This window comes from Streptomyces sp. NPDC107500 (genome assembly GCF_055582785.1).
Genome location: NZ_JBVJPF010000001.1, coordinates 830613 through 854265 on the forward strand (window position 1 = coordinate 830613; position 23653 = coordinate 854265).

General features: G+C 73.6%; 22 protein-coding genes, 1 other RNA gene and 1 pseudogene. 10 read left to right on the forward strand and 14 right to left on the reverse strand.

All coding sequences use genetic code 11. The features are described from left to right. From ACZ67M_RS03620 to ACZ67M_RS03640, 5 genes are all read right to left on the reverse strand, one after another. A partial coding sequence (locus tag ACZ67M_RS03620) for a hypothetical protein (protein WP_469849423.1) occupies positions 1–278 on the reverse strand: 278 nt, incomplete at its 3' end. Between the two features lie 106 nt (positions 279–384). Next, complete coding sequence (locus tag ACZ67M_RS03625; RefSeq protein WP_385799234.1) at positions 385–1254, reverse strand: hypothetical protein; 870 nt, start codon at positions 1252–1254, stop codon at positions 385–387. Positions 1255–1412: 158 nt separating this feature from the next. Beyond that, positions 1413–2387, reverse strand: coding sequence for an N-acetylmuramoyl-L-alanine amidase (locus ACZ67M_RS03630; protein WP_469849425.1), 975 nt, complete (start codon positions 2385–2387; stop codon positions 1413–1415). A gap of 22 nt (positions 2388–2409) precedes the next feature. Further along, a complete protein-coding gene (locus tag ACZ67M_RS03635) occupies positions 2410–3060 on the reverse strand; it encodes a class I SAM-dependent methyltransferase (RefSeq protein WP_469849734.1) in 651 nt (216 codons plus the stop codon). Between the two features lie 230 nt (positions 3061–3290). Further along, positions 3291–5057, reverse strand: coding sequence for an MFS transporter (locus tag ACZ67M_RS03640; RefSeq protein WP_469849427.1), 1767 nt, complete (start codon positions 5055–5057; stop codon positions 3291–3293). Positions 5058–5297: 240 nt separating this feature from the next. Here ACZ67M_RS03640 and ACZ67M_RS03645 point away from each other — a divergent pair, with 240 nt between their 5' ends. Further along, on the forward strand, positions 5298–6752 hold the full coding sequence (locus tag ACZ67M_RS03645; protein ID WP_392008897.1) for an MFS transporter: 1455 nt from the start codon (positions 5298–5300) through the stop codon (positions 6750–6752). Between the two features lie 204 nt (positions 6753–6956). On the opposite strand, the gene ACZ67M_RS03650 is transcribed toward ACZ67M_RS03645, so the two are convergent. Further along, positions 6957–7610 carry a response regulator gene (locus tag ACZ67M_RS03650; RefSeq protein WP_469849428.1) on the reverse strand — a complete coding sequence of 218 codons (654 nt, stop codon included), beginning with the start codon at positions 7608–7610 and terminating at the stop codon, positions 6957–6959. A 9-nt stretch (positions 7611–7619) separates the two neighbouring features. After that, positions 7620–8846, reverse strand: a complete 1227-nt coding sequence (locus tag ACZ67M_RS03655; RefSeq protein ID WP_469849736.1) for a sensor histidine kinase — start codon at positions 8844–8846, stop codon at positions 7620–7622. A 367-nt stretch (positions 8847–9213) separates the two neighbouring features. On the opposite strand from ACZ67M_RS03655, the gene ACZ67M_RS03660 reads away from it, so the two are divergent. After that, positions 9214–10089, forward strand: coding sequence for a MaoC/PaaZ C-terminal domain-containing protein (locus ACZ67M_RS03660; RefSeq protein WP_467322026.1), 876 nt, complete (start codon positions 9214–9216; stop codon positions 10087–10089). Positions 10090–10190: 101 nt separating this feature from the next. On the opposite strand, the gene ACZ67M_RS03665 is transcribed toward ACZ67M_RS03660, so the two are convergent. Together ACZ67M_RS03665 and ACZ67M_RS03670 are read right to left on the reverse strand one after the other, a co-directional pair. Continuing rightward, a complete protein-coding gene (locus ACZ67M_RS03665) occupies positions 10191–10358 on the reverse strand; it encodes a hypothetical protein (RefSeq protein ID WP_122620378.1) in 168 nt (55 codons plus the stop codon). Between the two features lie 97 nt (positions 10359–10455). Next, complete coding sequence (locus ACZ67M_RS03670) at positions 10456–11658, reverse strand: hypothetical protein (protein WP_469849429.1); 1203 nt, start codon at positions 11656–11658, stop codon at positions 10456–10458. Positions 11659–11869: 211 nt separating this feature from the next. Here ACZ67M_RS03670 and ACZ67M_RS03675 point away from each other — a divergent pair, with 211 nt between their 5' ends. From ACZ67M_RS03675 to ACZ67M_RS03685, 3 genes are read left to right on the forward strand one after another with little or no spacing between them, the layout of a single operon-like run. Further along, on the forward strand, positions 11870–12736 hold the full coding sequence (locus ACZ67M_RS03675) for a Nif3-like dinuclear metal center hexameric protein (protein WP_467322029.1): 867 nt from the start codon (positions 11870–11872) through the stop codon (positions 12734–12736). After that, positions 12733–13476 (forward strand): zinc ribbon domain-containing protein, encoded by a 744-nt coding sequence (locus tag ACZ67M_RS03680; RefSeq protein WP_361355535.1) that lies wholly within the window; start codon positions 12733–12735, stop codon positions 13474–13476. Before ACZ67M_RS03675 ends, ACZ67M_RS03680 begins: the two co-directional genes overlap by 4 nt. A gap of 47 nt (positions 13477–13523) precedes the next feature. Beyond that, on the forward strand, positions 13524–14804 hold the full coding sequence (locus ACZ67M_RS03685; protein ID WP_469849737.1) for a bifunctional RNase H/acid phosphatase: 1281 nt from the start codon (positions 13524–13526) through the stop codon (positions 14802–14804). Here the strand turns inward: ACZ67M_RS03685 and eda are convergent. From eda to ACZ67M_RS03705, 4 genes are all read right to left on the reverse strand, one after another. Further along, positions 14779–15438: a bifunctional 4-hydroxy-2-oxoglutarate aldolase/2-dehydro-3-deoxy-phosphogluconate aldolase gene (gene eda, locus ACZ67M_RS03690; protein WP_361355314.1), complete on the reverse strand. Its 660-nt coding sequence runs from the start codon at positions 15436–15438 to the stop codon at positions 14779–14781. The genes ACZ67M_RS03685 and eda overlap by 26 nt on opposite strands. An 84-nt stretch (positions 15439–15522) precedes the next feature. After that, positions 15523–16305 carry a peroxide stress protein YaaA gene (yaaA, locus tag ACZ67M_RS03695; protein ID WP_469849432.1) on the reverse strand — a complete coding sequence of 261 codons (783 nt, stop codon included), beginning with the start codon at positions 16303–16305 and terminating at the stop codon, positions 15523–15525. Between the two features lie 27 nt (positions 16306–16332). Beyond that, positions 16333–16947, reverse strand: coding sequence for a hypothetical protein (locus tag ACZ67M_RS03700; RefSeq protein ID WP_469849433.1), 615 nt, complete (start codon positions 16945–16947; stop codon positions 16333–16335). Further along, positions 16944–17705 carry a MerR family transcriptional regulator gene (locus ACZ67M_RS03705; protein ID WP_392008918.1) on the reverse strand — a complete coding sequence of 254 codons (762 nt, stop codon included), beginning with the start codon at positions 17703–17705 and terminating at the stop codon, positions 16944–16946. The genes ACZ67M_RS03700 and ACZ67M_RS03705 overlap by 4 nt, the downstream gene beginning before the upstream one ends. Before the next feature lie 116 nt (positions 17706–17821). On the opposite strand from ACZ67M_RS03705, the gene ACZ67M_RS03710 reads away from it, so the two are divergent. From ACZ67M_RS03710 to rnpB, 3 genes and pseudogenes are all read left to right on the forward strand, one after another. Further along, a complete protein-coding gene (locus ACZ67M_RS03710) occupies positions 17822–18655 on the forward strand; it encodes a helix-turn-helix transcriptional regulator (protein ID WP_385799214.1) in 834 nt (277 codons plus the stop codon). A 19-nt stretch (positions 18656–18674) separates the two neighbouring features. Beyond that, positions 18675–19502, forward strand: a pseudogene (locus ACZ67M_RS03715) (DMT family transporter); the annotation flags it as partial. A 79-nt stretch (positions 19503–19581) separates the two neighbouring features. Next, an RNA gene (gene rnpB, locus ACZ67M_RS03720) (RNase P RNA component class A) lies at positions 19582–19985 on the forward strand. An 18-nt stretch (positions 19986–20003) separates the two neighbouring features. Here rnpB and ACZ67M_RS03725 read toward each other — a convergent pair. Continuing rightward, a complete protein-coding gene (locus ACZ67M_RS03725; RefSeq protein WP_469849436.1) occupies positions 20004–20642 on the reverse strand; it encodes a LysE family translocator in 639 nt (212 codons plus the stop codon). A gap of 164 nt (positions 20643–20806) precedes the next feature. Between ACZ67M_RS03725 and ACZ67M_RS03730 the strand changes: the two genes are divergently transcribed. Together ACZ67M_RS03730 and ACZ67M_RS03735 are read left to right on the forward strand one after the other, a co-directional pair. Beyond that, entirely contained in the window at positions 20807–22414 is a 1608-nt protein-coding gene (locus ACZ67M_RS03730; RefSeq protein ID WP_469849438.1) for a serine/threonine-protein kinase, read from the forward strand. Positions 22415–22675: 261 nt separating this feature from the next. Next, a complete protein-coding gene (locus tag ACZ67M_RS03735; RefSeq protein ID WP_469849440.1) occupies positions 22676–23617 on the forward strand; it encodes a glycoside hydrolase family 11 protein in 942 nt (313 codons plus the stop codon). Positions 23618–23653: the final 36 nt, after the last annotated feature.

Here is a 23653-nt window from a genome sequence, read left to right on the forward strand (position 1 = left end):
CCGACGCGGTTGGCGATGGCGTGGCCGATGAAGAGGTAGACCACCGCGGCCAGGCCGTAGCCGGCGACCACGCGGGCCCAGTCCTCGTCGAAGGTGAAGAGGTCACGCGACCAGCCGGCCAGCCAGTTCGCCGCGTCATGGACGAACTGGACCAGGTCGTTGGCCCGGTTGGCGTCCAACAGGTACATCAGAATCCACAGGCCGAGGATGAAGGCCATGATGTCGGCGACGACGGCTATGGCCCTGCCCGCGGAACTGGAACCGTGAGATCTAGACATGCCTTGCGTATGGCCCCGGAAGCCCGGCGGAAACCTACGGCCACGGCCCTCCGTCCGGAACCGGGTCCGGGCGGAGGGCCGTTGAGGTGCCTGAGGGGCGGGCGGGTCAGCCGCGCTGGATGCCCGACGTGTCCTGGAGGACGCCGCGGCGGCCGTCCTGCGTCTGGGCGACCAGGTTGGCACCGCGCTGCTCGACGGCCAGGTACCAGGTGCCCGGCGCCAGCTCGGCGATCGGCGTGGGCGAGCCGTCCTCCGCGAACAGCGGACGCGGCACCGGCACGGCGAACCAGAACGGGGAGAAGTCCCCGGCCGGCTGCGCCTGCGCCTGGGCCTGCTGCGGGGCCTGCGGCTGCGGCTGGGCCTGACCCGGCTGCGGCTGACCGCCGAAGGGCTGACCCGGCTGACCCGGCTGACCGGGCTGACCGGGCTGGCCGCCGTACGGCTGCTGCTGCGCGCCTGGGTAGCCGTAACCACCCTGCGGCTGGCCGCCGTAGGGCTGCGGCGCCGCCGGACGCGCGGCCGGGATCAGGGCGCCCTTGAGGGCGGGGACCAGCGGCGTGGCCACCGCCGCGGCGGCCATGACCAGCGTGGCGATGAGGGCGAGGATCAGGCCCAGGCCGGCGCCGAGCTCGTCGACGAAGCCGCCCTCGCCGTCGAAGGCGCCGGCCGGGTCGAAGATGTTGCCGAGCGCGCTCCAGGCCGCGAAGACCGTGAAGGCGATGCCGAACTGGCCGAGGTCGAGACCGGCCACCTTCTTGGGCTGCGGCATCGCGCGGGCCACCACGATGAGCGCGGCGCCGATGACGCCCGCCAGGACGACACCGAGCACCACCGGCCCACTGCCCCACAGGCTGGGGATGTCGGCGCTGTCCGAGGCACCGTCGATCGAGTAGATGTCGAGGAACGACGCGATCAACAGCAGAACCGCTGCTCCGATCACCACGCCGTCGCCTCGAGTGAGGGAGCGGATATTCACTTCAGGTCCTTCGTAGGTCGTCTCGTCGTCAATAGAGGCGTCGCTGTCACGATGTCGCCGAAAGGTTCCGGTGTGAAGCGCGGGGGTGGCCCCTCATCGTACGGACGACACTATCGTCCGCGCGTCGGGGCTGTCCGCAGGGAGGGGAACGCTGATCACTACCCGCGCAGGAAACTCACGATTCCATCAGACATCCCCTGCGCCGCCTTCTGTCGCCAAGTGCCGCTGGTCAGCTGCGCCACGTCCTTGTCGTCGCGCATGTTGCCGCACTCGATGAACACCTTGGGAACCGTTGACAGATTGAGACCGCCCAGGTCCGTACGCGTGACCAGACCGGTGCCGTCACCCACGTAGTTGGACGGCGCGCCGCCCGTGGCGCGCACGAAGTTGCCCGCGACGCGTTCGCCGAGTTCGGCGGAGGGCGCGACGATGGCGCGGGTGTCGGCGTCGCCGTCGTGCACCGCGCCCGGCAGGATCACGTGGAAGCCGCGGTTGCCGGCTCCCGAGCCGTCGGCGTGGATCGAGATCGCGGCGTCCGCGTGCGCCTCGTTGCCGATCCGGGCGCGCTCGTCCACGCAGGGGCCGTATGAACGGTCGCCGTCCTGCGTCAGTTTCACCGTGGCGCCCTGCTCCTCCAGCAGCGTGCGCAGCCGGTGGGCGACGTCGAGGGTGAACTTCGCCTCCGGGTAGCCCGCGTTGGTGGCGGTGCCCGTCGTGTCGCACTCCTTCCAGTGCGTGCCGACGTTCACCTTCCGGTTGATCTCCGACGTGTGCTGGAAGTTGCCCGGATTGTGCCCGGGGTCGATGACGACGACCTTCCCCTTGAGCGGCCCGGCGGCCCCGGCGGGTGCGGACTTGGAGGAGGACGCGGTCGGCTTCCCGGTGGCGGAGGGGGAGGAGTCCGCGGGCTTCTTGGCGTCGTCGCTCGCGGAGGCCGCGCCCTCGGAGGGGGCCGCCGAGGACGTGCGCGCACCGGCCGCGTCCCCGCCGTCGTCGGAGCCGCCGACCGCCGCGTACACCCCCCACCCCAGCAGCGCCCCGGGCACCAGCGCGGCGACCGCCACGGTCAGCGGGCGGCGCAGCGGGGAGCGACGGGGCCGGGGAGGTTCGAGATCGGGGCCTGTGTACGACACGTCAGCGACTCTAACCGTGCCCTCAGATCCCCGCGCCCGTTCGCCGCAGGACGCGCAGCGAGTCGGTCGCGGAGACCTCCGTGAAGGCGCCGGACGCGAGGGCCCTGAGGTAGACGCGGTACGGGGCCTGGCCGGTGAACTCGTCGGCCGGGTGCGGGAAGACGTCGTGGATGACGAGGAGGCCGCCGTCGGCCACGTGCGGTGCCCAGCCCTCGTAGTCCGCGTTCGCGTGCTCGTCGGTGTGGCCGCCGTCGACGAAGACGAGGCCGAGGGGGGAGTTCCAGACCGCCGCGACCTGGGGCGAGCGGCCGACCAGGGCGACCACGTGCTCCTCCAGACCGGCCCGGTGCAGGGTGCGGCGGAAGGTGGGGAGGGTGTCCATCACGCCCAGCTCGGGATCGACCGTCTCCGGGTCGTGGTAGTCCCAGCCCGGCTGCTGCTCCTCGCTGCCCCGGTGGTGGTCGACGGTCAGCGCGGTGACCCCGGCCCGGCGGGCCGCGTCGGCGAGCAGGACGGTGGAGCGCCCGCAGTACGTGCCGACCTCCAGCAGCGGCAGCCCGAGTCCGCCCGCCTCCACGGCGGCGGCGTACAGCGCGCGGCCCTCGTGCACGGGCATGAACCCCTTGGCGGCCTCGAAGGCGGCCAGGGCGTCGGGGGCGGGCGGCGCGGACATGCGGGTCCTCTCGGTGACACGGGGCGCCGGGCGGCGGCGCGGTTCGGCGCCCATGCTGCCGTACTCCGTGCCGGGGGCCGGGCGGGGGGTGCGGCGAGGAAGGGGGCGCATGCGCCCGTGTGCCCGGAGGGGAGAGCCCCGGCGGGCCGGTGCGGGTGCGGCCCTCCATCGGCCCGCACCCCCTGCCGGGCGTGCGGCAGGGGGTGCGGTGAGGGGTGACGGCGTGCGGCTCAGGCGTGGACCGTCTCGCCCGGCAGGGACAGGTCCAGGTCGACCTGGTGGTCGCCGCCGTGGGTCGCCGCGTGGGCGAGCGGGCCGTGTCCGGCGGCGCGGGCGGCCAGGACGTACGGGCCCCGCGCGGGCACGGCCAGGGCGTAGCCGCCGTCCTCGGCGGAGAGGGTCGCGCCCGCCTGCCGGCCGTGCCGGTCGATCAGCGTGACCTTGGCGCGGGCGACGGGGGCGCCGTCGGCGGCCAGCACCCGGCCCCGGAAACCGCGCGGCGACTCGCCGGCGGCGGCCTCCCCGGCGAGCGCCTGCTCGGCGCGGGCCAGGTTCGCGTCCTCCTCGCTGCTCGCGCGCAGCTGCGTGGCCGTGGACGGGCGGCGGCGGGGGAGGAAGAAGGCCAGTGCCAGGCCGACGGCGACCGCGGCGGTCGCGATCAGGAAGGAGACCCGGAAGCCGTGCATGGTGGGGACGGCGACGCCGCCCACGTCGTTCGCGGTGTTGGCGAGCACCATGCCGATCACGGCGCTCGACACCGACGTACCGATGGACCGCATCAGGGTGTTCAGGCCGTTGGCCGCGCCCGTCTCCGAGGCCGGGACCGCGCCGATGATCAGCGCCGGCAGCGAGGAGTAGGCGAGGCCGATGCCCGCGCCGATCAGCACCGAGGTGATGACGGTCTGCCAGGCGGCGTTCATCAGACCGAGGCCGCCGGCGTAGCCGATCCCGATGATCAGCAGGCCGATGATCAGGGTCGTCCGGGGGCCGTAGCGGGCGGACAGCCGGGCGTAGACCGGCGCCGTGAACATCATCGTCAGGCCCAGCGGCGCCACGCACAGGCCCGCGACGACCATCGACTGCCCGAGCCCGTAGCCCGTCTCGGCGGGCAGCTGGAGGAGCTGCGGGAGGACCAGGGAGATGACGAAGAAGGAGACGCCGACCATGATCGAGGCGAGGTTGGTGAGCAGCACCTCGCGGCGGGCCGTGGTGCGCAGGTCGACCAGCGGGGCGGCGACGCGCAGCTCCATCAGGCCCCAGAGCAGCAGGACCACGACGGCGGCGGCGAACAGGCCGAGCGTGGTGGGCGACGACCAGCCCCAGTCGCTGCCCTTGGTGATCGGCAGGAGGAAGAGGATCAGACCGGCGGTCAGACCGACCGCGCCCGGCAGGTCGAAGGAGCCCTTGGCGCGCAGCGGGGACTCCGGTACGACCAGCAGGGTCAGGGCGATGGAGAGCACACCGAGGCCGGCGGCGCCGTAGAACAGGGTGTGCCAGTCGGTGTGCTGGGCGACCAGGGCCGCCGCGGGCAGCGCGAGGCCGCCGCCGACGCCGATCGAGGAGCTCATCAGCGCCATCGCCGAGCCGAGCCGCTCGCGGGGCAGGATGTCGCGCATCAGGCCGATGCCGAGGGGTATCGCGCCCATCGCGACGCCCTGGAGCGTGCGGCCGACGATCATCGGGATCAGCGCGTCGGTGAACGCGCTGATCAGCGCGCCCACCACCATCACCGAGAGGCTGACGATCAGCATCCGGCGCTTGCCGAACAGGTCGCCGAGCCGCCCCATGATCGGCGTGGCCACGGCTCCGGACAGGAGCGTCGAGGTCAGGACCCAGGTGGCGTTGCTGGGGCTGGTGTCCAGGAGCGCGGGCAGGTCCTTGATGACGGGGACGAGCAGGGTCTGCATCACCGCGACGACGATGCCCGCGAAGGCGAGCACCGGGACGGTGGCCCCGCTCGCACTCCGGGTGGGTTCGTCGGTCGTCGTGTGGGACATGGGGTGGGGCCTCCAGGCCGGGGGGCGTCGAAGTGCGGTGCGGTACCGCTGTGCGGGATGACTGCAGGATGAACCTCGTCAGCCGGGGCAACTATTCCGTTGCTTCGGGTCCCTAATGAATTCTTGACCTTCTCTTGGTCTCGTCCGGGTCCGCGGCGCCTGGGGCCGAAGACCTAGGCCCCGCACCCCGACCGGTCCGGGACCAAATTCCGATGTACGGGCCGGGCTCCCGTTGAGAGCATGACACCCATGCCCGAAGCAACCAGTTCCCCCGTCTCCGCCACCGCCCGGACATCCACCCGCCGCACGCCCCCGACCTGGCTGGTGGTCGCCCTGGCCTGTGCCGGACAGTTCCTGGTCGTGCTCGACGTGTCCGTCGTCAACGTCGCCCTCCCGTCCATGCGCACCGACCTCGGGCTGAGCGCGCAGGGGCTCCAGTGGGTGGTCAACGCCTACGCCATCGCCTTCGCCGGGTTCATGCTGCTCGGTGGACGGGCCGGTGACCTGTACGGGCGCAAGCGGATGTTCCTGGTCGGGCTCGGGCTGTTCACCCTGGCCTCACTGGGCGGCGGCCTGGCCCAGGAGGGCTGGCAGTTGCTGGCAGCGCGGGCCGTGCAGGGCCTGGGCGCGGCGGTACTCGCGCCCTCGACGCTGACCATCCTGACGGCGGCGGTGCCCGAGGGGGCCGCGCGGGCCCGGGCGATAGCGACCTGGACCGCCGTGGGCGCCGGGGGCGGCGCCGCGGGCGGACTGGTGGGCGGCGCCCTGGTGGACGGGCTGTCCTGGCGCTGGGTGCTGCTGATCAACGTGCCGGTGGGCGCGGTCGTGCTGGCCGGCGCCGTGCTGTGGCTGACCGAGAGCCGGGGCGCGGCGCGGCGGCGCCTCGACCTGCCGGGCGCGCTGCTGGTCACCGTCGGCCTGGCCACGCTCGCCTACGGCATCTCGCAGACCGAGTCCGAGGGCTGGACGGCGACGGCGACGCTGGTGCCGCTGCTCGCCGGCCTCGCGCTGCTCGGGCTGTTCCTCCTCGTCGAGGCGCGGACGGCGGCGCCGCTGATGCCGCTCGGGCTGCTGCGGCTGCGGTCGGTGGCGTCGGCGAACGTGGCGATGCTGGTGTCCGGCTCGTCGATGTTCTCGATGTGGTTCTTCATGACGCTGTACGCGCAGAACGTGCTGGGCTACACCCCGCTGGAGGCCGGTCTCGCGCTGGTCCCCAGCTCGCTGGCGGTGATCCTCGGGTCCAAGGCGGCACCGCGTTTCATGCCGGTGCTCGGGGCGCGGAACGTGGCCGTGCTGGGCACGCTGGTGGCGGCGGCCGGCTTCGGCTGGCAGTCGACGATGACCGCGGACGGGGGCTTCCTGACGGCGATCATGATCCCCGGCGTGCTGATGATGCTGGGCGCGGGCATGGCGGCGACGCCCCTGGCCTCACTGGCCATCTCCGGCGCGGCACCCGGCGACGCGGGGCTGGTCTCCGGCCTGGTCAACACCTCCCGCACGATGGGCGGTTCACTGGGCCTCGCGGTGATGTCCACGATCGCGGCGGCGAGGTCCGGCGGAGAGCACGCCGGCCCGGTGGCACTGACGGACGGCTACGCCCTGGTCTTCCGCACGGGAACGGCGGTCCTGACCGCCGCCGCCCTCCTGATGTGGATGTGGCTACCGGCCGGAAAGCCAAAGCCCGCCACGGCATGAGCGCCACGGCATGAGCGCCCCGAAGGGGCGCGGGGAACTGCGCGAGCAACCACCCACGGACGCGCACCCGATGAACCACCCAGCATGAGCGCCCCATGGGGGCGCGGGGAACTGCGCGAGAACCACCCACCGGCCCGCACCCGAAGAGCCACCCCGCGCCGGCAGCCCTCACTCACACCCACCCCGCCCCCAGGCAGCCGCAACTCACACCCACCCCCGCCGCCGAGCCTCGCGCAGCGCCTCCGTCCGGTTGCGCGTAGCCGTCTTGCCGATCGCCGCCGAGAGATAGTTGCGCACCGTGGACTCGGAGAGATGCAGGACCGCGGCGACGTCGGCGACGGTCGCCCCGTCCGCCGAGGCCCGCAGCACGTCGCACTCCCGGGCCGTGAGCGGGCTGGGCCCCGCACTGAGCGCGGCGGCGGCCAGTACGGGGTCCACGACCGTCTCACCGTCCAGCACCCGGCGGACGGCACCGGCCAGCTCCTCCACCGGACCGTCCTTCACCAGGAAACCGGCGGCGCCCGCCTCCATGGCCCGCCGCAGGTACCCGGGACGGCCGAACGTGGTCAGGATCAGCACCCGGCAGCCGGGCACCCGCTCCCTCAGGTCGGCGGCGGCGTCCAGGCCGCTGCGGCCCGGCAGTTCGATGTCGAGCAGGGCGACGTCCGGGCGGTGCGCGAGCGCGGCGGCGACGATCTCGTCCCCGGCCGACACCTGGGCGACCACCTCGATGTCCTCCTCCATCCCGAGCAGCAGCGCGAGCGCGCCGCGCATCATGCCCTGGTCCTCGGCGAGGAGGACGCGGATGGGCCGGGGGAGGGGAGGCGTGTCGGTCACGGGAGAAGACTCGTCGGTCACGGGGCCAGGTTAGGGCGCCGGCGCCTCTACCGGGCGCTCCTCCTCCGGAACCGGCAGTTCCGCCCGCACCGCGAAGCCGCCCCGGGGCTCCGCGCCCGCGGTCAGCGAGCCGCCGGCCGTGAGGAGGCGTTCCGTCAGGCCGGTCAGGCCGGTGCCCGGGCCCTGGGTGGGGCCGGCGGCGCCCGTGCCGTTGTCCGTGACGGTGAGCCGGACCCGGTTGGCGCCGCCCGACACCGCGATCTCGCACCGGCTCGCCCCGCTGTGCCGTACGACGTTGGTGACCGCCTCCCGCACCACCCACCCCAGCAGGGCCTCGGCCTGCGGAGGCAGCGGCGGTCCCGAGCGGACGACCACCGGCTCCACGTCCGCCGCGGCCAGCGCCGAACGGGCCCGGTCCAGCTCGGTCCCCAGGCTGCCCTCCCGGTATCCGGTGACGGCCTCCCGGACCTCCGTCAGGGCCTGGCGCCCGACCGCCTCGATGTCGCCGATCTGGGTCAGCGCGGCGTCCAGGTCGCGGTGTGCCAGCCGCCGGGCCGCCTCCGACTTGACCACGATCACGGACAGGGTGTGCCCGAGCAGATCGTGCAGGTCCCGGGAGAACCGCAGCCGCTCCTCCGCCACCGCCCGCGTGGCCAGTTCCTCCCGGGCCGCGCGCAGTTGCCGTACGGCGTCGGACAGGCTCAGGATCGCGGCCGTCACCATCGTGGACAGGAAGGTCCCGTAGGCGATGTTGAGGCCGGTCCAGCCGTCCTTGACGCCGGCCACGATCCCGGCCACGGCGGCCAGCGTCCAGCCCCACCGGCCCAGCCACCGGCCGCGCAGCGCCGCGCCCGCCGCGAGGCCGAGCAGCGGGAAGAACAGCAGCCAGCTGCCGCCGTAGGCCAGGGACAGGGCGCAGGTGACCAGCGCCATGCCGGCCAGGGCCAGCCGGGTCGACGGCGACTCGCGCCGCTCCCTGTCGAAGGAGCGGAAGGCCACGTAGATGTAGAGGGAGTTGAAGACCAGCAGTCCCAGGCCGCCGATCCAGGGGTTCGACGTCCGTCCCTGGAAGATGTTGGCCAGGCTGCCCAGGCCCATCAGCAGCCAGGGCAGGAGCGCGAAACCGGTGGGCGGCGGACCGACCTGCTCGGGCAGCTCGTCCGCCTTCGCCGCCTCCACCGGCTCGGACTGCCGCGCCAGCTGCCACGCGTCCAGGCGGCACGAGACCCTGCGCAGCCATCTTCCGGTCCCGCTCATCGCCCTCTGCCCCTCTCCTCGGTCGTGCACGTCCTCCGCCGCGGCGGCGGGACGGGACGGCGTACGCCTCCGAACGCCGGCGGCCGTGCCGTCGGTACGAGAATCGCACCCGCCGGCGCCGTCGCGGCCGAGCAGCGCGGCCGTCGCACCGCGCGTGATCTCCAGGTCCAGGCCGTCCACGGACGTGCCGCCTTCCGTCGCTCTCATGCCGGTGACGCTACGGAGCCGGCGGGGCGGGCGGCAGATGCGGTTGTCCGGAGTCCGGGAGGACAAATGTCCCGGCCGGCCGGCGTCCCGTACGGTCGTGGCTGCCGGTCACCGTCCGTGCCTGGGAGGACCCGGGAGGACCTGGGAGAAGGGGACAGCCATGCCCATCGACGCGGCCACGGCGCTCGCCGCACCGCCCCACGTCCGCGAACTCGCCTGGGACCACAAGGACGTCCAGCTCTACCACCTCGGGATCGGCGCGGGACTGCCCGCCACCGACCCCCGCGAGCTGCGCTACACCCTGGAGTCCCGGCTGCACGTGCTGCCGAGCTTCGCGACGGTGGCGGGGGGCGGACCCCCGGGTGTGATCGGGGCGCTGTCCAGGCCCGGCGTCGACGTCGACCTGGCCCGTGTCCTGCACGGCGGGCAGCGCCTGCTGACGCACCGGCCCGTCCCGGTGCGCGGCCGGGCGAGCGCGGCCTCGCGCGTCGTCGCCGTGTACGACAAGGGCACGGCGGCCGTCCTCGTGCTGCGCACCGACGTCACCGACGCGGACGGGCCGCTGTGGACCGACGAGGCCGAGATCTTCGTACGCGGGGAGGGCGGCTGGGGCGGCGAGCGGGGGCCGTCCGGGCGCCCCGCACCGCCGCCGGACACGGAACCCGATCAGGTCGCCGACCTTCCGGTGCGCGAGGACCAGGCCCTGCTCTACCGTCTCAGCGGTGACTGGAACCCGCTGCACGCCGACCCGGAGTTCGCCGCGCGCGCCGGCTTCGGGCGGCCCGTCCTGCACGGGCTGTGCACCTACGGCTGCACGCTCAAGTCGGTGGTCGACACGCTGCTGGACGGTGACGTGACCCGGGTGCGCGAGTACCGCACGCGGTTCGCCGGGGTGGTGTACCCGGGGGAGACGCTGCGGGTGCGGATGTGGCGGCCGGCGGTGCCGGACGGCGGCCCCTCGGTGCGCGTGGCGGTGAGCGCCGTCGAGCGGGACGACGCCCCGGTCCTCGCCGACACCGTCGTCCGGTACGCGTGACGACGACGTGACGACGACGGCCCCGTCCGTCGGAGTGACGCACGGGGCCGTAGCCGCTTGCCTGCTTCTCTACTGCGTGTGTGTCGTGCCTCGACGTGCCGTCAGGCAGCCGTCCCGGACTCCTCGGACGGCTTGCGGTGACGGCCCCGCGGGGTCGCCGCGGCCTCCTGGCTGGAGACCGGCCCGCGGTGCTTGCCATGGCCGGTGTCGGTCTCGGAAACGTCGGCACCGTCGGCCTGCATCGGCTGGGTCGTGCTGGCGTCGTTCATCGGAAGGAATTCACCCCGTCAACATGATCTTTCGTACAGCCGAGCGAGTGTAACCGGCACCCCTCGACCCGAATCCAGGCGGCCACGCCAACCGGCACTACTTCGTTACAAGCCGCGCCAGCGGGGCCTGTTGCAGGGGAACGGGGCGGGGTAGAGGGGGAGCTTCCTCTTCCTTTTCGTCCAGCTTTCCGTCCGGCTTTCCGTCCGCCTCGGCGGGGCGGTCCGGAGCCGTGTCCTCCATGTCGCCGGCGCCTTCCGCGTCGCCGGTGCCCGCCGCTTCCCCAGGGGCCAGCCGCGCCACCCCGCAGGGCAGTTCCGGGGTGGAGCACGGAAGCCGCAGCTCCCCGTCCGCCGTCCACAGCCCCGCCCCCGTCAACCACCCCTCGGGCGCCGGAAGGTGGCGCACCCGGCGCTCGGCGGGCCGCCACACCCCGACCCAGCTGCCGAACGGGCCGTCCACGCGCAGCGCCACCGCGCAGCGCTCCGGCGTCAGTGTCTGCCCCGGCTGGATCGCGACCGGCGTCACCACACACTCCGGCAGCCGCAGGCACTCCGGGAAGCGCACCGGCAGCGTGCTGCCCAGCACCCCCCAGCCGAGCCGGTCCCGCCCCGGCGAGGGCGCGTCCGAACGGATCAGCACCAGTCCGCTGTCGGGGTCGGCCAGCAGTATGCGATCGTCGCTCTCGGGGGCGATCTGAAGCAGCGGCGACACCTCTCCGTCCCGCTCCAGGTCCACCGAGACCGCCTTCACGCGCCCGCCGGTCTCCCGGTCCAGGGCGAGTATCCGGCCCGCGCGGTCCAGCCAGACACCGCCCGAGCAGCGGCCGGGGATCTCGGCCACCCGCTCCGGCCCGAAGGCGCCGCCCACGACCTGCCACAGCACCGTCGCCCGCGGACCGACAGCGAGCGCGTACGCCCGCTCGCCGCCCGGCACCGGCGGAAGCAGCCGCGGCCCGGTGGTGTCCGGCGGGCACTCCACCGCGCCGAGCGGCAGCTCACCGGTGCCCGGGCCGGTCGGGTACAGCAGCGAGAAGAGGTGCCGTCCGGCCGCGACGCGGTGCACCAGGACCCGCCCGTCGGCCATCGGCTGCACCTCCGTGCCGGGCTCCTCGGGCTGGTTGCCGGGCAGCGGCACCGCGTACGGCTCGGGGCCGTCCAGGGTCCAGCGCTCCGGGTACCAGGACTCCCCGCGCCGGGCGAGACGCGCGGCGTAGGCGCCCTCCGCGGTGATGGTGCAGCCCGCCCGCGGGGCCCCGCTGTTCCCGGACTCCGCCGAAGGCTCGATCGCACAGGCCGTCATCGTTCGGTCACCTCCGGCGACGAAGCTAGTTTTCGCACGCGCGGGCGGGGGACCGGCCGCCGTCCCCATCACACGTACGTGTGTCACAGGAACGATTCACCTGAGGGGAGTGAGGGGGGTGTGCTGTGCCGGACCGGGTCGGCGGCGGGGGCCGCGGCGGGGTACCGGCGACGGGTACAAGGGCACAGAACCTCCAGGTAGCCTTGGCTGCGTGCCCCGTCTGTCAGAAGTCATCGCCGCGCTGGAGAACCTGTGGCCCGCCGAGCGGGCCGAGTCCTGGGACGCGGTCGGTACCGTCGTGGGCGAGCCCGACCAGGACGTCTCCCGGGTCCTGTTCGCCGTCGACCCCGTCCAGGAGATCGTCGACGAGGCCGTGAAGCTCGGCGCCGACCTGCTCGTCACCCACCACCCGCTCTATCTGCGGGGGACGACGACGGTCGCCGCCTCCACCTTCAAGGGCCGCGTGGTGCACACGCTCATCAAGAACGACATCGCCCTGCACGTCGCCCACACCAACGCCGACACCGCCGACCCGGGCGTCTCCGACGCGCTGGCCGGCGCGCTCGACCTGCGCGTCGTGCGGCCCCTGGTGCCGGACCCGACCGATCCCGAGGGCCGCCGCGGCCTGGGCAGGGTGTGCGAGCTGGAGCATCCGCTGACCGTCCGCGAGTTCGCCGCCCGCGCCGCCGAGCGGCTGCCCGCCACCGCGCAGGGCCTGCGCGTCGCCGGTGACCCGGAGGCGACCGTCCGCACGGTCGCCGTCAGCGGCGGCTCCGGCGACAGCCTCTTCGACCACGTGCGGGCGGCCGGCGTGGACGCCTTCCTCACCGCGGACCTCCGCCACCACCCCGCCGCGGAGTTCATGGCGGATCGCGCCCAAAGTCCCCTCGCGCTGCTCGACGCGGCGCACTGGGCCACCGAGTGGCCCTGGTGCGAGCTGGCCGCGGCCCAGCTCGACGAGATCTCCGACCGCAACGGCTGGGACCTCAGGGTCCACGTCTCGAAGACGGTCACCGACCCCTGGACCGCCCACGCGGCGTCCGCCCCGACCTCCAACACAATGGGAGCCCCCAACTGAAAGCCGAGCCCGCCGACCAGATCCGACTCCTCGACGTGCAGGGCCTCGACGTCCGGCTCCAGCAGCTCGCGCACAAGCGCCGGTCGCTGCCCGAGCACGCCGAGATCGAGTCGCTGACCAAGGACCTCACCCAGCTGCGCGACCTGCTCGTGGCCGCGCAGACCGAGGAGAGCGACTGCGCCCGCGAGCAGACCAAGGCCGAGCAGGACGTGGACCAGGTGCGCCAGCGCGCCACCCGCGACCAGCAGCGCCTGGACTCCGGCGCCGTCACCTCCCCGAAGGACCTGGAGAACCTCCAGCGTGAGATCGCCTCGCTCGCCAAGCGGCAGGGCGACCTGGAGGACGTCGTCCTGGAGGTGATGGAGCGCCGCGAGTCCGCGCAGGAGCGGGTCGCCGAGCTGACCGAGCGGGTCGGCGCGGTCCAGGGCAGGATCGACGACGCCACCGCACGCCGGGACGCGGCCGTCGAGGAACTGGACGGCGAGGCGGCCTCGGTGACCAAGGAGCGCGAGGTCATCGCCGGCTCGGTCCCCGACGACCTGCTGAAGCTCTACGACAAGTTGCGCGAGCAGCAGGGCGGCGTCGGCGCGGCCAAGCTGTACCAGCGCAGCTGCCAGGGGTGCCGCCAGGAGCTGGCGATCACCGAGCTGAGCGAGATCCGCTCGACGGCGCCCGACACCGTCGTACGCTGCGAGAACTGCCGTCGCATCCTGGTGCGCACGGCCGACTCCGGGCTGTAGGGGCCGGTTCGGTGGCGGCTTCGGCGGAAGCTTCGGTGGCCGGTCGGGTGCGGGAGTTCGTCGTCGAGGCCGACGGCGGGTCGCGGGGCAATCCGGGGCCCGCGGGCTACGGGGCGGTGGTGCTGGACGCGGCGACCGGGGAGTCCCTCGTGGAGGCCGCCGAGTACCTGGGGGTCGTCACGAACAACGTGGCCGAGTACCGGGGGCTGTTGGCCGGACTGCGCGCGGCGAGGGAGCTGGATCCGGACGCGCGCGTGCACGTACGGATGGACTCCAAGCTCGTCGTGGAGCAGATGTCGGGCCGCTGGAAGATCAAGCACCCCGACATGAAGCCGCTGGCGGCCGAGGCGGCGCGGGTCTTCCCGCCGGGCCGGGTGACGTACGAGTGGATCCCGCGCGCGGACAACAAGCACGCCGACCGCCTGGCCAACGAGGCGATGGACGCGGGCGCGCGCGGTGAGCGGTGGTCACCGGCCGGGTCGACGGCGGAACTGGACGCGGGGGGCACCGCCGGACGCCGGGCGGGTGCCGCCCGTACGGCCGGTGCCGCCGTCGGCGACCGGGTCGCCCGGGCCGCTCGCACCGGTGGCGAGGCGGACACCGAAACCGACACCGATACCGATACCGATGCCGATACCAGCGCAGCCGCCGACGTGCGCGCCGCCAGGACGGTCGCGTCCCCCGGCTGGGGACCCCCCGACATGGGAGCCCCCGCCACCTTCGTACTGCTGCGGCACGGCGAGACGCCCCTGACCCCGCAGAAGCGGTTCTCCGGCAGCGGTGGCAGCGACCCGTCCCTGTCGTCCGTCGGCCGGGAGCAGGCCGAGAGGGTGGCCGAGAGCCTGGCCCGGCGCGGCACGGTCCAGGCGGTCGTCGCCTCACCCCTGGCCCGCACCCGTGAGACCGCCGGCATCGTCGCCGCCCGCCTCGGCCTGGAGGTGACCATCGAGGAGGGCCTGCGGGAGACCGACTTCGGTGCCTGGGAAGGGCTCACCTTCGGCGAGGTGCGCGAGCGGTACCCCGCCGACCTGGACGCCTGGCTGTCCTCCCCGGACGCCCGGCCCACCGGCGGCGGCGAGAGCTTCGCGGCGACCGGCGAGCGCGTCGCCGCCACCCGCGACAAACTGGTCTCCGCCTACGCGGGCCGCACCGTTTTGCTGGTCTCGCACGTGACGCCGATCAAGACGTTCCTGCGACTCGCGCTCGGCGCCCCGCCGGAGTCGCTGTTCCGGATGGAGCTGTCCGCTGCCTCGCTGTCGGCGGTCGCGTACTACGCCGACGGCGGCGCGAGCGTCCGCCTCTTCAACGAGACGTCCCACCTGCGCTGAGCGCCGCCGCCGCACGGGCCAGCGCCTCCACGCGGCCCCAGTCGCGGTCGGCCACGGCGTCCTTCGGCAGCATCCAACTGCCGCCGACGCAGCCGACGTTGGGCAGCGCCAGGTACTCCGGGGCGGAGCCGGGACCGATGCCGCCGGTCGGGCAGAAACGGGCCTGCGGCAGGGGCGCGGCGAGCGCCTTCAGGTAGGCGGTGCCGCCCGCGGCCTCGGCCGGGAAGAACTTCATCTCCCGCACCCCGCGCTCCAGCAGCGCCACCACCTCCGAGGTGGTCGACACCCCCGGCAGGTAGGGCACCCCGGACGCCCGCATCGCGTCCAGCAGGACGTCCGTCCACCCGGGGCTGACCAGGAACCGCGCCCCCGCCGCGACGACCTCGCCGACCTGGTCCGGCGTGATGACGGTGCCCGCGCCGACCACGGCGCCCGGCACCTCGCCGGCGATGGCGCGGATCGCGTCCACCGCCACCGGCGTCCGCAGCGTCACCTCGATCGCGGGCAGCCCGCCGGCGACGAGCGCCCGGGCCAGCGGTACGGCGTCGGCGAGGTCGTCGACGACCACGACGGGCACGACGGGGGCGAGATCCAGCACCGAGGTGGCGGGGGAGGAGGGCAGCGGAGAACTCATGGCCTCATCGTGCCGTCGCACCGCACTCCGCGCAACGTGCGTTGCGGTATGTGCAATGGTAACGGAAACCGCCCTGCCGGAACGTCAGTGGATCTCGTCCACCAGCACGTCCAGCGACCACGGCCGCCCCGCCTTCGCCGGCGCCTCGGCCTCCACCTCGTAACCCAGGTCCCGCAGCGCCTCCACCAGCTCCGCCGGACCGACGGGCGCGATCCCGGCGGTCAGCAGGCTCCGGACGATCCGCCCCTTGGTCGCCTTGTTGAAGTGGCTGACCACCTTCCGGGTCGGCGCGTGCAGCACCCGTACGGTCGCCGTCCGCCCGGCGACCTCGCCCTTCGGCTTCCAGGCCGCCGCGTACGCCGACGAGCGCAGGTCCAGGACCAGCCGCTCCCCGGCCGCCTCGGGCAGCACCTCGGCCATCGGTGCCCGCCAGTACGCGCCCAGCGCGCCGAGCCCCGGCAGTTTGACGCCCATCGAGCACCGGTAGGAGGGGATCCGGTCGGTCACCCGCACGGCACCCCACAACCCGGAGAACACCAGCAGCGAACGGGCCGCCCGCCGCTTGGCCGCCGCGTCGAGCGAGGCCAGGTCCAGCGCGTCGTACAGCACACCGGTGTAGATCTCCCCGGCCGGCCGGGCCCCCGCCGTCCGCAGCTCCACGTTCTTGGCGACCTCGCCGCGCAGTCCCTCGCTCAGCCCCAGCACCTCGCGCGCCTTCTCCTCGTCCCCGGCGCACAGGTCGACGAGTTCGCCGAGGACGGTCTCGCGGGCCGGGGTCAGCCCCGGCAGCGACAACGCGTCGGTCTTCAGCGGGGCGCCCCGGCCGGACGCGGCCTTCCCCTCGGACGGCGGCAGCAGGACAAGCACAGGCACTCCTTCGATCCAAGCTCCCGGTCAGGGTACGGCGTGCCCCTCCCGCGCCTGGCCGACGGCCCGTACGAGGGCTCCGGCGTCGTCGGCGTGGCAGCGCACCACGCGGACCTCGTGCCGCCGCCCGAAGAAGGTGACGTGGGTGACGGGCTCGGCGAGTTCGACGGTGACCGACGTCTGCGCGCCCACGGCGAGGTTCAGCTCGCCGTCCTTCGGCTCGTGCGTCGCACGCAGTTCGCGGCGGACCGAGGCGATCCGCTCCAGCGGTATCCGTACATCGACGTGCACGGCCCGGCGGATCCGCAGCGTGCCGCCGCCCGGGTCGAGGACGTGCGGACGGACCACCGACGCCGCGTGCAGCCCGATGACGAAGACGACGGTGTACACGTCCAGGACGAGCACCACGTGGTGCACCGTGGGCCAGTCGCGCAGCAGCACGGACATCCCCACGGACTCGACCACGCAGACGAACGCGAAACCGAACATCATCGCGCCCTGCCCCCGCGCGTACCCGAAGGCGGCCGAGCCGTCCGCCGTCCCGTGGGTCCGCCGGGTCATCCACAGCCACAGGCTCGCCAGCAGCCGCAACTCGTGCCGGACCAGCAGGTACGGGACCGAGGCGAGGGAGGAGCCCGTCATGACCGCCGTCCCCTCGCCACGATCTCCATGGCCTGCCGGATCGCCTCCGCCTGCCCCGGCGCGAAGTCCGCGTACAGGGCACGCAGGATGCCGTGGTCGAAGTCGAGGCCGACGCCCTCCTCGGGCACCAGGTCCGCCGGCATGGCCTCGGCGAGCACCCCGGCCGCCTCCGCCACCCTCGGATCGCCGGCGCCGACGTCCACCAGCTCGTCGAGCAGCGCATACGCCCTGTGGGCCCGCGCCACCGCCTCCGGCGACCCCAGCGCGCCGCGCAGCGAGGCCACCAGCCCGGCCCGCTCCTCCGGAGGCACCGTGCTCTCCAGCGTCGCCAGCATCTCGCGGTCCCGTACGGCCATGGGGGAACCGGAGACGTCCCCCATCCCCGCGAACAGCTCGGCCAGCTCCGGCGAGACCGGCCCCTCGGGCGGCAGCCCGCCCTCCGACTCCAGCAGGGCCCGCAGCCGCGTCCGGCGCTCCCGGATCGCCGCCTCCTGCCGCGCCAGGTCCGCGTCCAGTTCCTCCAGCACCTCGGCCAGCTCCTTCCCGGCCTCGTCCGCGAGCACGTCCCGCACCTCGGTGAGCCCGAGCCCCAGCTCGGTCAGCCGCCGGATCCGGGCCAGCACGACGACGTGCCGCAGCGTGTACGACCGGTAGCCGTTGGCCAGCCGTTCCGGCTCGGGCAGCAGCCCCTGATGGTGGTAGTGCCGCACGGTCCGCGTGGTGACGCCGACGGCGTCGGCGAGTTCTCCGATCCGCATGACCCCAGTAGAAACGTTGACGTTGCGACAGGGTCAAGCGAGCGCACTGGACAGCGCCGCGTCTCCTCTGATCCCGTACGACCGGGGTGGGGACGGACGAATCGGGGGCGGGGACGGTGGACGCACGCGAACAGGCACGGTGGACCAGGGCCAGGCTGGGGACCGGCGGCCCGCCCCTCGACCTCCTCACCGCCCGCTTCGACCGGCACGTCTACGCCCCCCACGCGCACGACGAGTTCACGGTCGGCGTCACCGTCGGCGGCCTGGAGGTCATCGCCTACCGGGGCGGCCACATCCACTCCGGCCCGGGCTCCATCGTCGTCCTGGAACCCGGCGAGATGCACACCGGCGGACCGGCCGCCCCAGACGGCTACTCGTACCGCGCCCTGTACGCGGCCCCCGCCCTGCTCGCCGACGGGCTGCGCGGCGGCTCCCTCCCGCACTTCCGCGAACCCGTCCTCGACGACCCGCGGCTCGCCGCCGCCCTGCGCGCCGCGCACACGGACCTGACCCGCTGCCCCGACCCCCTGGAGACCGAGTCCCGCCTGCCCTGGCTCCTCACGGCCCTGGCCCGCCGCCACTCCGCGTCCCGCACCGCCGACGACACCGCCGTCCCCGGGGCCGCAGGCGTCGCCCGCCTCGTCCGCGACCGCCTCGCCGACGAACTCCTCGCCCCGCCGACCCTGGCCTCCCTCGCCACCGACCTGGGCCTCTCCCGCTACCAGCTCCTGCGCGCCTTCCGTACGACGATGGGGATACCGCCGTACGCCTGGCTCGCCCAGCACCGGGTGGCCAGGGCGCGCGGTCTGCTGGAGGCCGGGCTGCGCCCCGCCGAGGTGGCGGCGCTCGTGGGCTTCGCGGACCAGGCGCACCTGACCCGCTGGTTCCGCAGGGTGCTCGGCGTGACCCCGGCGGCGTACCGCAACAGCGTTCAAGACGGCGCCCCCTGAGGAGCCCGAGACTCGCCGCATGACTGCACGCGGCTGGTTCCTGTTCTCCCTGATGGGAGTGGTCTGGGGCATCCCCTATCTGATGATCAAGGTGGCGGTGGACACCGTCTCCCCGTCCGGGGTGGTGTTCACGCGCTGTGCGCTGGGCGCCGCTCTCCTGCTCCCCTTCGCGCTGCGCAAGGGCGGCCTGTTCCGGACGGTCCGGTCGCACTGGCGGCCGCTGCTCGCCTTCGCGGTCATCGAGATCATCGGCCCCTGGTGGACCCTGACCGACGCCGAACGCCACCTGTCCAGCTCCACCGCGGGCCTGCTCATCGCGGGCGTCCCGATCGTCGGCGTCGCCCTGGCCCGCTTCTTCGGCGCCACGGAGACCCTGGGCGCCCGCCGGGTCTGCGGCCTCGTCCTGGGCCTGGCGGGCGTGGCGGTACTGACCGTCCCGCACCTGACCGGCGGCGACGCCCGCTCCCTCGCCGAGGTGCTGCTGACGGTGGTCGGCTACGCCACGGCGCCGCTGATCGCCGCCCGCCACCTCAAGGACGTACCGTCCCTCCACCTCACCGCGTCCTGCCTCACCCTCGCGGCCCTCGTCTACGCCCCCGCCGCCGTTCTCAGCCGCCCCGACACGCTCCCGGCGCCCTCGGTGCTGGCCGCGCTCGCCGGCCTCGGCGTGGTCTGCACGGCGGTCGCCTTCGTCGCCTTCCTGGAGCTGATCAAGGAGGCCGGTCCGACCCGCGCGACGGTCATCACCTACGTCAACCCGGCGGTCGCGGTGACGGCGGGCGCCGTCTTCCTGGACGAGCCCCTGACGCCGGCCGTCCTCGCCGCCTTCGCCCTGATCCTGACGGGCTCGGTCCTGGCGACGGCGGCCACATCGGCCACTGGAGCGAGCCGCCGCACCCGCCCGGTACCATGGTCGACACGGCAGACGAGCCGGGCGGGCGGCCGCGTGGAGTCCCTCACGGGACTTCCCGAGGAACGTCCGGGCTCCACAGGGCAGGGTGATGGCTAACGGCCACCCGGGGTGACCCGCGGGACAGTGCCACAGAAAGCAGACCGCCGGAGGCTTCGGCCCCCGGTAAGGGTGAAACGGTGGTGTAAGAGACCACCAGTGCCCAGGGCGACCTGGGCAGCTAGGTAAACCCCACCCGGAGCAAGGTCAAGAGGAGCGCCGTGAAAAGCGCTCTGCGCGGACGTTCGAGGGCTGCCCGCCCGAGTCCGCGGGTAGACCGCTGGAGGCCGGTGGCAACGCCGGTCCTAGATGGATGGCCGTCGCCGGAGGGCCCGCGAGGACCTTCCGGAACAGAACCCGGCGTACAGCCCGACTCGTCTGCCGCCCCGCGTCGTGGGATCAGCCCTCCCGTCCCGTCGCCGCCACGCTCACGCCGAGGCCGATCATCGTGAGCCCGCCGGCTCCGCCCACCAGGGAGAGGCGCCGGGGTGAGCGGGCGAACCAGTCGCGGCCGGTCGACGCGGCGAGGCCCCACAGGCTGTCGCAGGCCAGCGCGAGGACGTTGAAGACCAGCCCGAGCAGCAGCATCTGGACCACGACGTGTCCCTGTGCGCGGTCGACGAACTGCGGCAGGACGGCGGCGAAGAAGACGATGGTCTTGGGGTTGGCGACCCCCACCGCGAACCCCTCCCACAGCGTGCGCAGCCCGCCCCGCGCCGGCTGGTCGCCCGTGAACGCCGCCCGCAGGGCACCGCGTCGCCGCCACGCCCTGACCCCCAGGTACACCAGGTAGGCGGCGCCGGCCAGCTTCAGGACGGTGAAGACGAGGACGGACCGCTCCACGACCGACCCGACCCCGAGGGCGACGGCCACGACGAGCAGGTAGGCGCCCAGTGTGTTGCCCACGACCGTGGTCAGCGCGGCGCGGCGGCCCTGGGCCAGCGCCCGGCCGATCACGAACAGGACGCTGGGTCCGGGCACCACGATCAGCAGGAACGACACGGCCGCGAAGGCGAACAGACGGTCGGTGGACACCATGCCGCCCATCGAAGCACGACCGGCCGGGGCCCCTCAGCCTCTTTTCGCCCCGTCGGCAGCGGATGACCGGGCAACGGCAGCTGGAACAAGGGCGGTTGAGGAAAAGCCGTCCCCTGGGGTCGGTATTGTTGCCCCCGTTCTCAGCGAGAGGGATGTGAGGACCGGTGCTGACCGGCGTTCCTGATCAGCAGGTGGGCGGGGGGCCCGGGCGACTGATCGCCGGCCGCTATCTGCTGCACGAAGTCCTGGGCAGGGGCGGCATGGGCGTTGTCTGGCGCGCCCACGACCAGCTGCTCGACCGGCCGGTCGCCGCGAAGGAACTGCGCATCGCCGCCGGCGGCCACGAGGACCGCCGGACCCGGATGCGCCGGGCCGTCCGTGAGGCACGGGCCGTCGCGCGGGTGCCGCATCCCCACGTGGTCGTGGTGCACGACCTGGTCGAGTTCGAGGACCGGCTCTGGATCGTGATGGAGCTGGTGCGCGGTCCGTCGCTCGCGGCCCACCTGGGGCACTCCGGGCCGCTCACCCCGGAGCACACCGCCCGCCTCGGGCTCCAGCTGCTGGACGCCCTCCGGGCGGTCCATCTGGCCGGCGCACTGCACCGCGACGTCAAGCCCGCCAACGTATTGCTGCGCCCCGACGGGAGCGCGGTGCTGACCGACTTCGGCATCGCCGCGCTCGACGAGGACGGCGAGCCCGTCACGTCGGCCGTGCAACTCATGGGCTCCGTCGAGTACATGGCGCCGGAACGGGCCACGGCGCAGGAAGCGGGCCCCGCGTCCGACCTGTGGTCGCTCGGGGCGACGCTGGTCACCGTCTGCGGCGGGGAGTCCCCCTTCCGCAGACCCGCGCACGCCGCGACCCTGCACGCCGTCGTGTACGGGAAGCCGCGGCTGCCCGAGAGGCTCGGCCCGCTCCGCCCCGTCGTCGAGGCGCTGCTGCGCAGGGACCCGCGCGAGCGCCCCACCGCCGACGAGCTGGCGGTGGCGCTGCGGAGCGTCGCGGAGGGGAAGGCGGACGGCGGCGCGGTCCCGTCCGAGGCCGTCACCGTGCCCGTCAGCCCCGTCCCCGAGTTCTCGGCACGGGCGGGGGACACCCTGACGGCGCCCCCGTTGGCTCTCGGCGGTACGGCGGGACGCACCGCCGGAACACCCTCCGCACCGCTTCCGGCACGCACGGGCGGCGCCGGCCGCTGGCTGGCGGGGACCCTCGCCGGAGCTGCCGCGCTCGTCGCGGTCGTGAGCGGCGGGCTGCTCCTCGCGGGTGTGGCGCCCTTCCAGGACGACGGGCAGGGCGCGGATCGGGGCGCGGCCGAAGCGCCCGTCCCGGCGCCGACCTCCCGGGCCTCGCCGGTCGGGGCACCCCAGGTCACCTCGTACGAGGTGGTCGTGAGCGCCGCCGGGGGCTGGCAGCCGGTCGTCGACGCGGTGGTCCGCGCGGGCGACACCGTGACGGTGCGGTCCCGGCAGGGTGAGTGGACGGTCGACCGCGCGCGCATGCCGATGACCGGCCCGGCCGGATACGCCCCGGACAGCGACCGGGACCTGGACTTCGCCGACGACTGCAAGGTCGTACCGGACGCCCCCTTCGGCACGCTGGTGACCCGCCTGTCGGACGCGGACGACGCGCCGGTCCTCGCGATCGGGGAGGCGAAGACCTTCCGGGCGGGCGGGGACGGCGTCGTCCAGCTCCGGATCAACGACGGCGAGGGGTGTGTGGACGACAACGCGGGGGAGGTCGCTGTGGTCGTGGAGGTGAGTCACGAGCCCTGACCGTCCGCGGCTCGCGCGGGACGGCGGTTCGAAAGTTTCGACTCGGCTGCTGACGTAGCCGGTGCTCCAGTAACCAGACGCTGTCCGATGTAAGGATCCGGTAGCGGATGAGCTGCTCATACGTCGCTTGAATCGAGCCAATCCGGCCCTCGAAGCTTTCGAAATAATTACCGAAACCATTGACGCTTGACGCGTGCAGGCCAACACTGGCGCCGTCGTGGAACCTCCAGGACCAGGATCTCCAGGAGAGGAAGCACCGTCATGCAGAGAAGAGCGTGGGTCGTCGCGCTGGCCGCGCTGGTCGCGGTGTTGCTGCCGGGCACCGCCCGGGCCGACACGGTCGTCAACACCAACCAGGAGGGCACCAACAACGGCTACTACTACTCGTTCTGGACCGACAGCCAGGGCACCGTCTCCATGAACATGGGGTCGGGCGGTCAGTACAGCACCTCGTGGCGCAACACCGGCAACTTCGTCGCCGGCAAGGGCTGGAGCAACGGCGGACGCCGGACCGTGCAGTACTCGGGCACCTTCAACCCGTCCGGCAACGCGTACCTCACGCTCTACGGATGGACGGCGAACCCGCTCGTCGAGTACTACATCGTCGACAACTGGGGCACCTACCGGCCCACGGGCGAGTTCAAGGGCACCGTGACCACCGACGGGGGCACCTACGACATCTACAAGACCACCCGCTACAACGCACCCTCCGTCGAGGGCACCCGCACCTTCGACCAGTACTGGAGCGTGCGGCAGTCCAAGCGGACCGGCGGCACCATCACCACCGGCAACCACTTCGACGCGTGGTCGCGGGCCGGGATGCCGCTGGGCAGCTTCAACTACTACATGATCATGGCCACCGAGGGCTACCAGAGCAGCGGCAGCTCCAACATCACGGTCGGGGGCACCGGCTCCGGCGGTGGTGGCGGCGGTGGCGGTGGCTGCACGGCGACGGTGTCGGCCGGGCAGAAGTGGGACGACCGGTACAACCTCAACGTCTCGGTCAGCGGGGCCAGCAACTGGACCGTGACCATGAACGTGCCGTCCCCGGCGAAGGTCCTGTCCACCTGGAACACCAGCGCCAGTTACCCGAGCGCCCAGACCCTGACCGCCAAGTCCAACGGCAGCGGCAACAACTGGGGCGCCACCATCCAGGCCAACGGCAACTGGACCTGGCCGTCCGTCTCCTGCGCCGCGGGCTGACCCCGGGGACGAGGAGAGAGAGGAGGACCCCCTTCC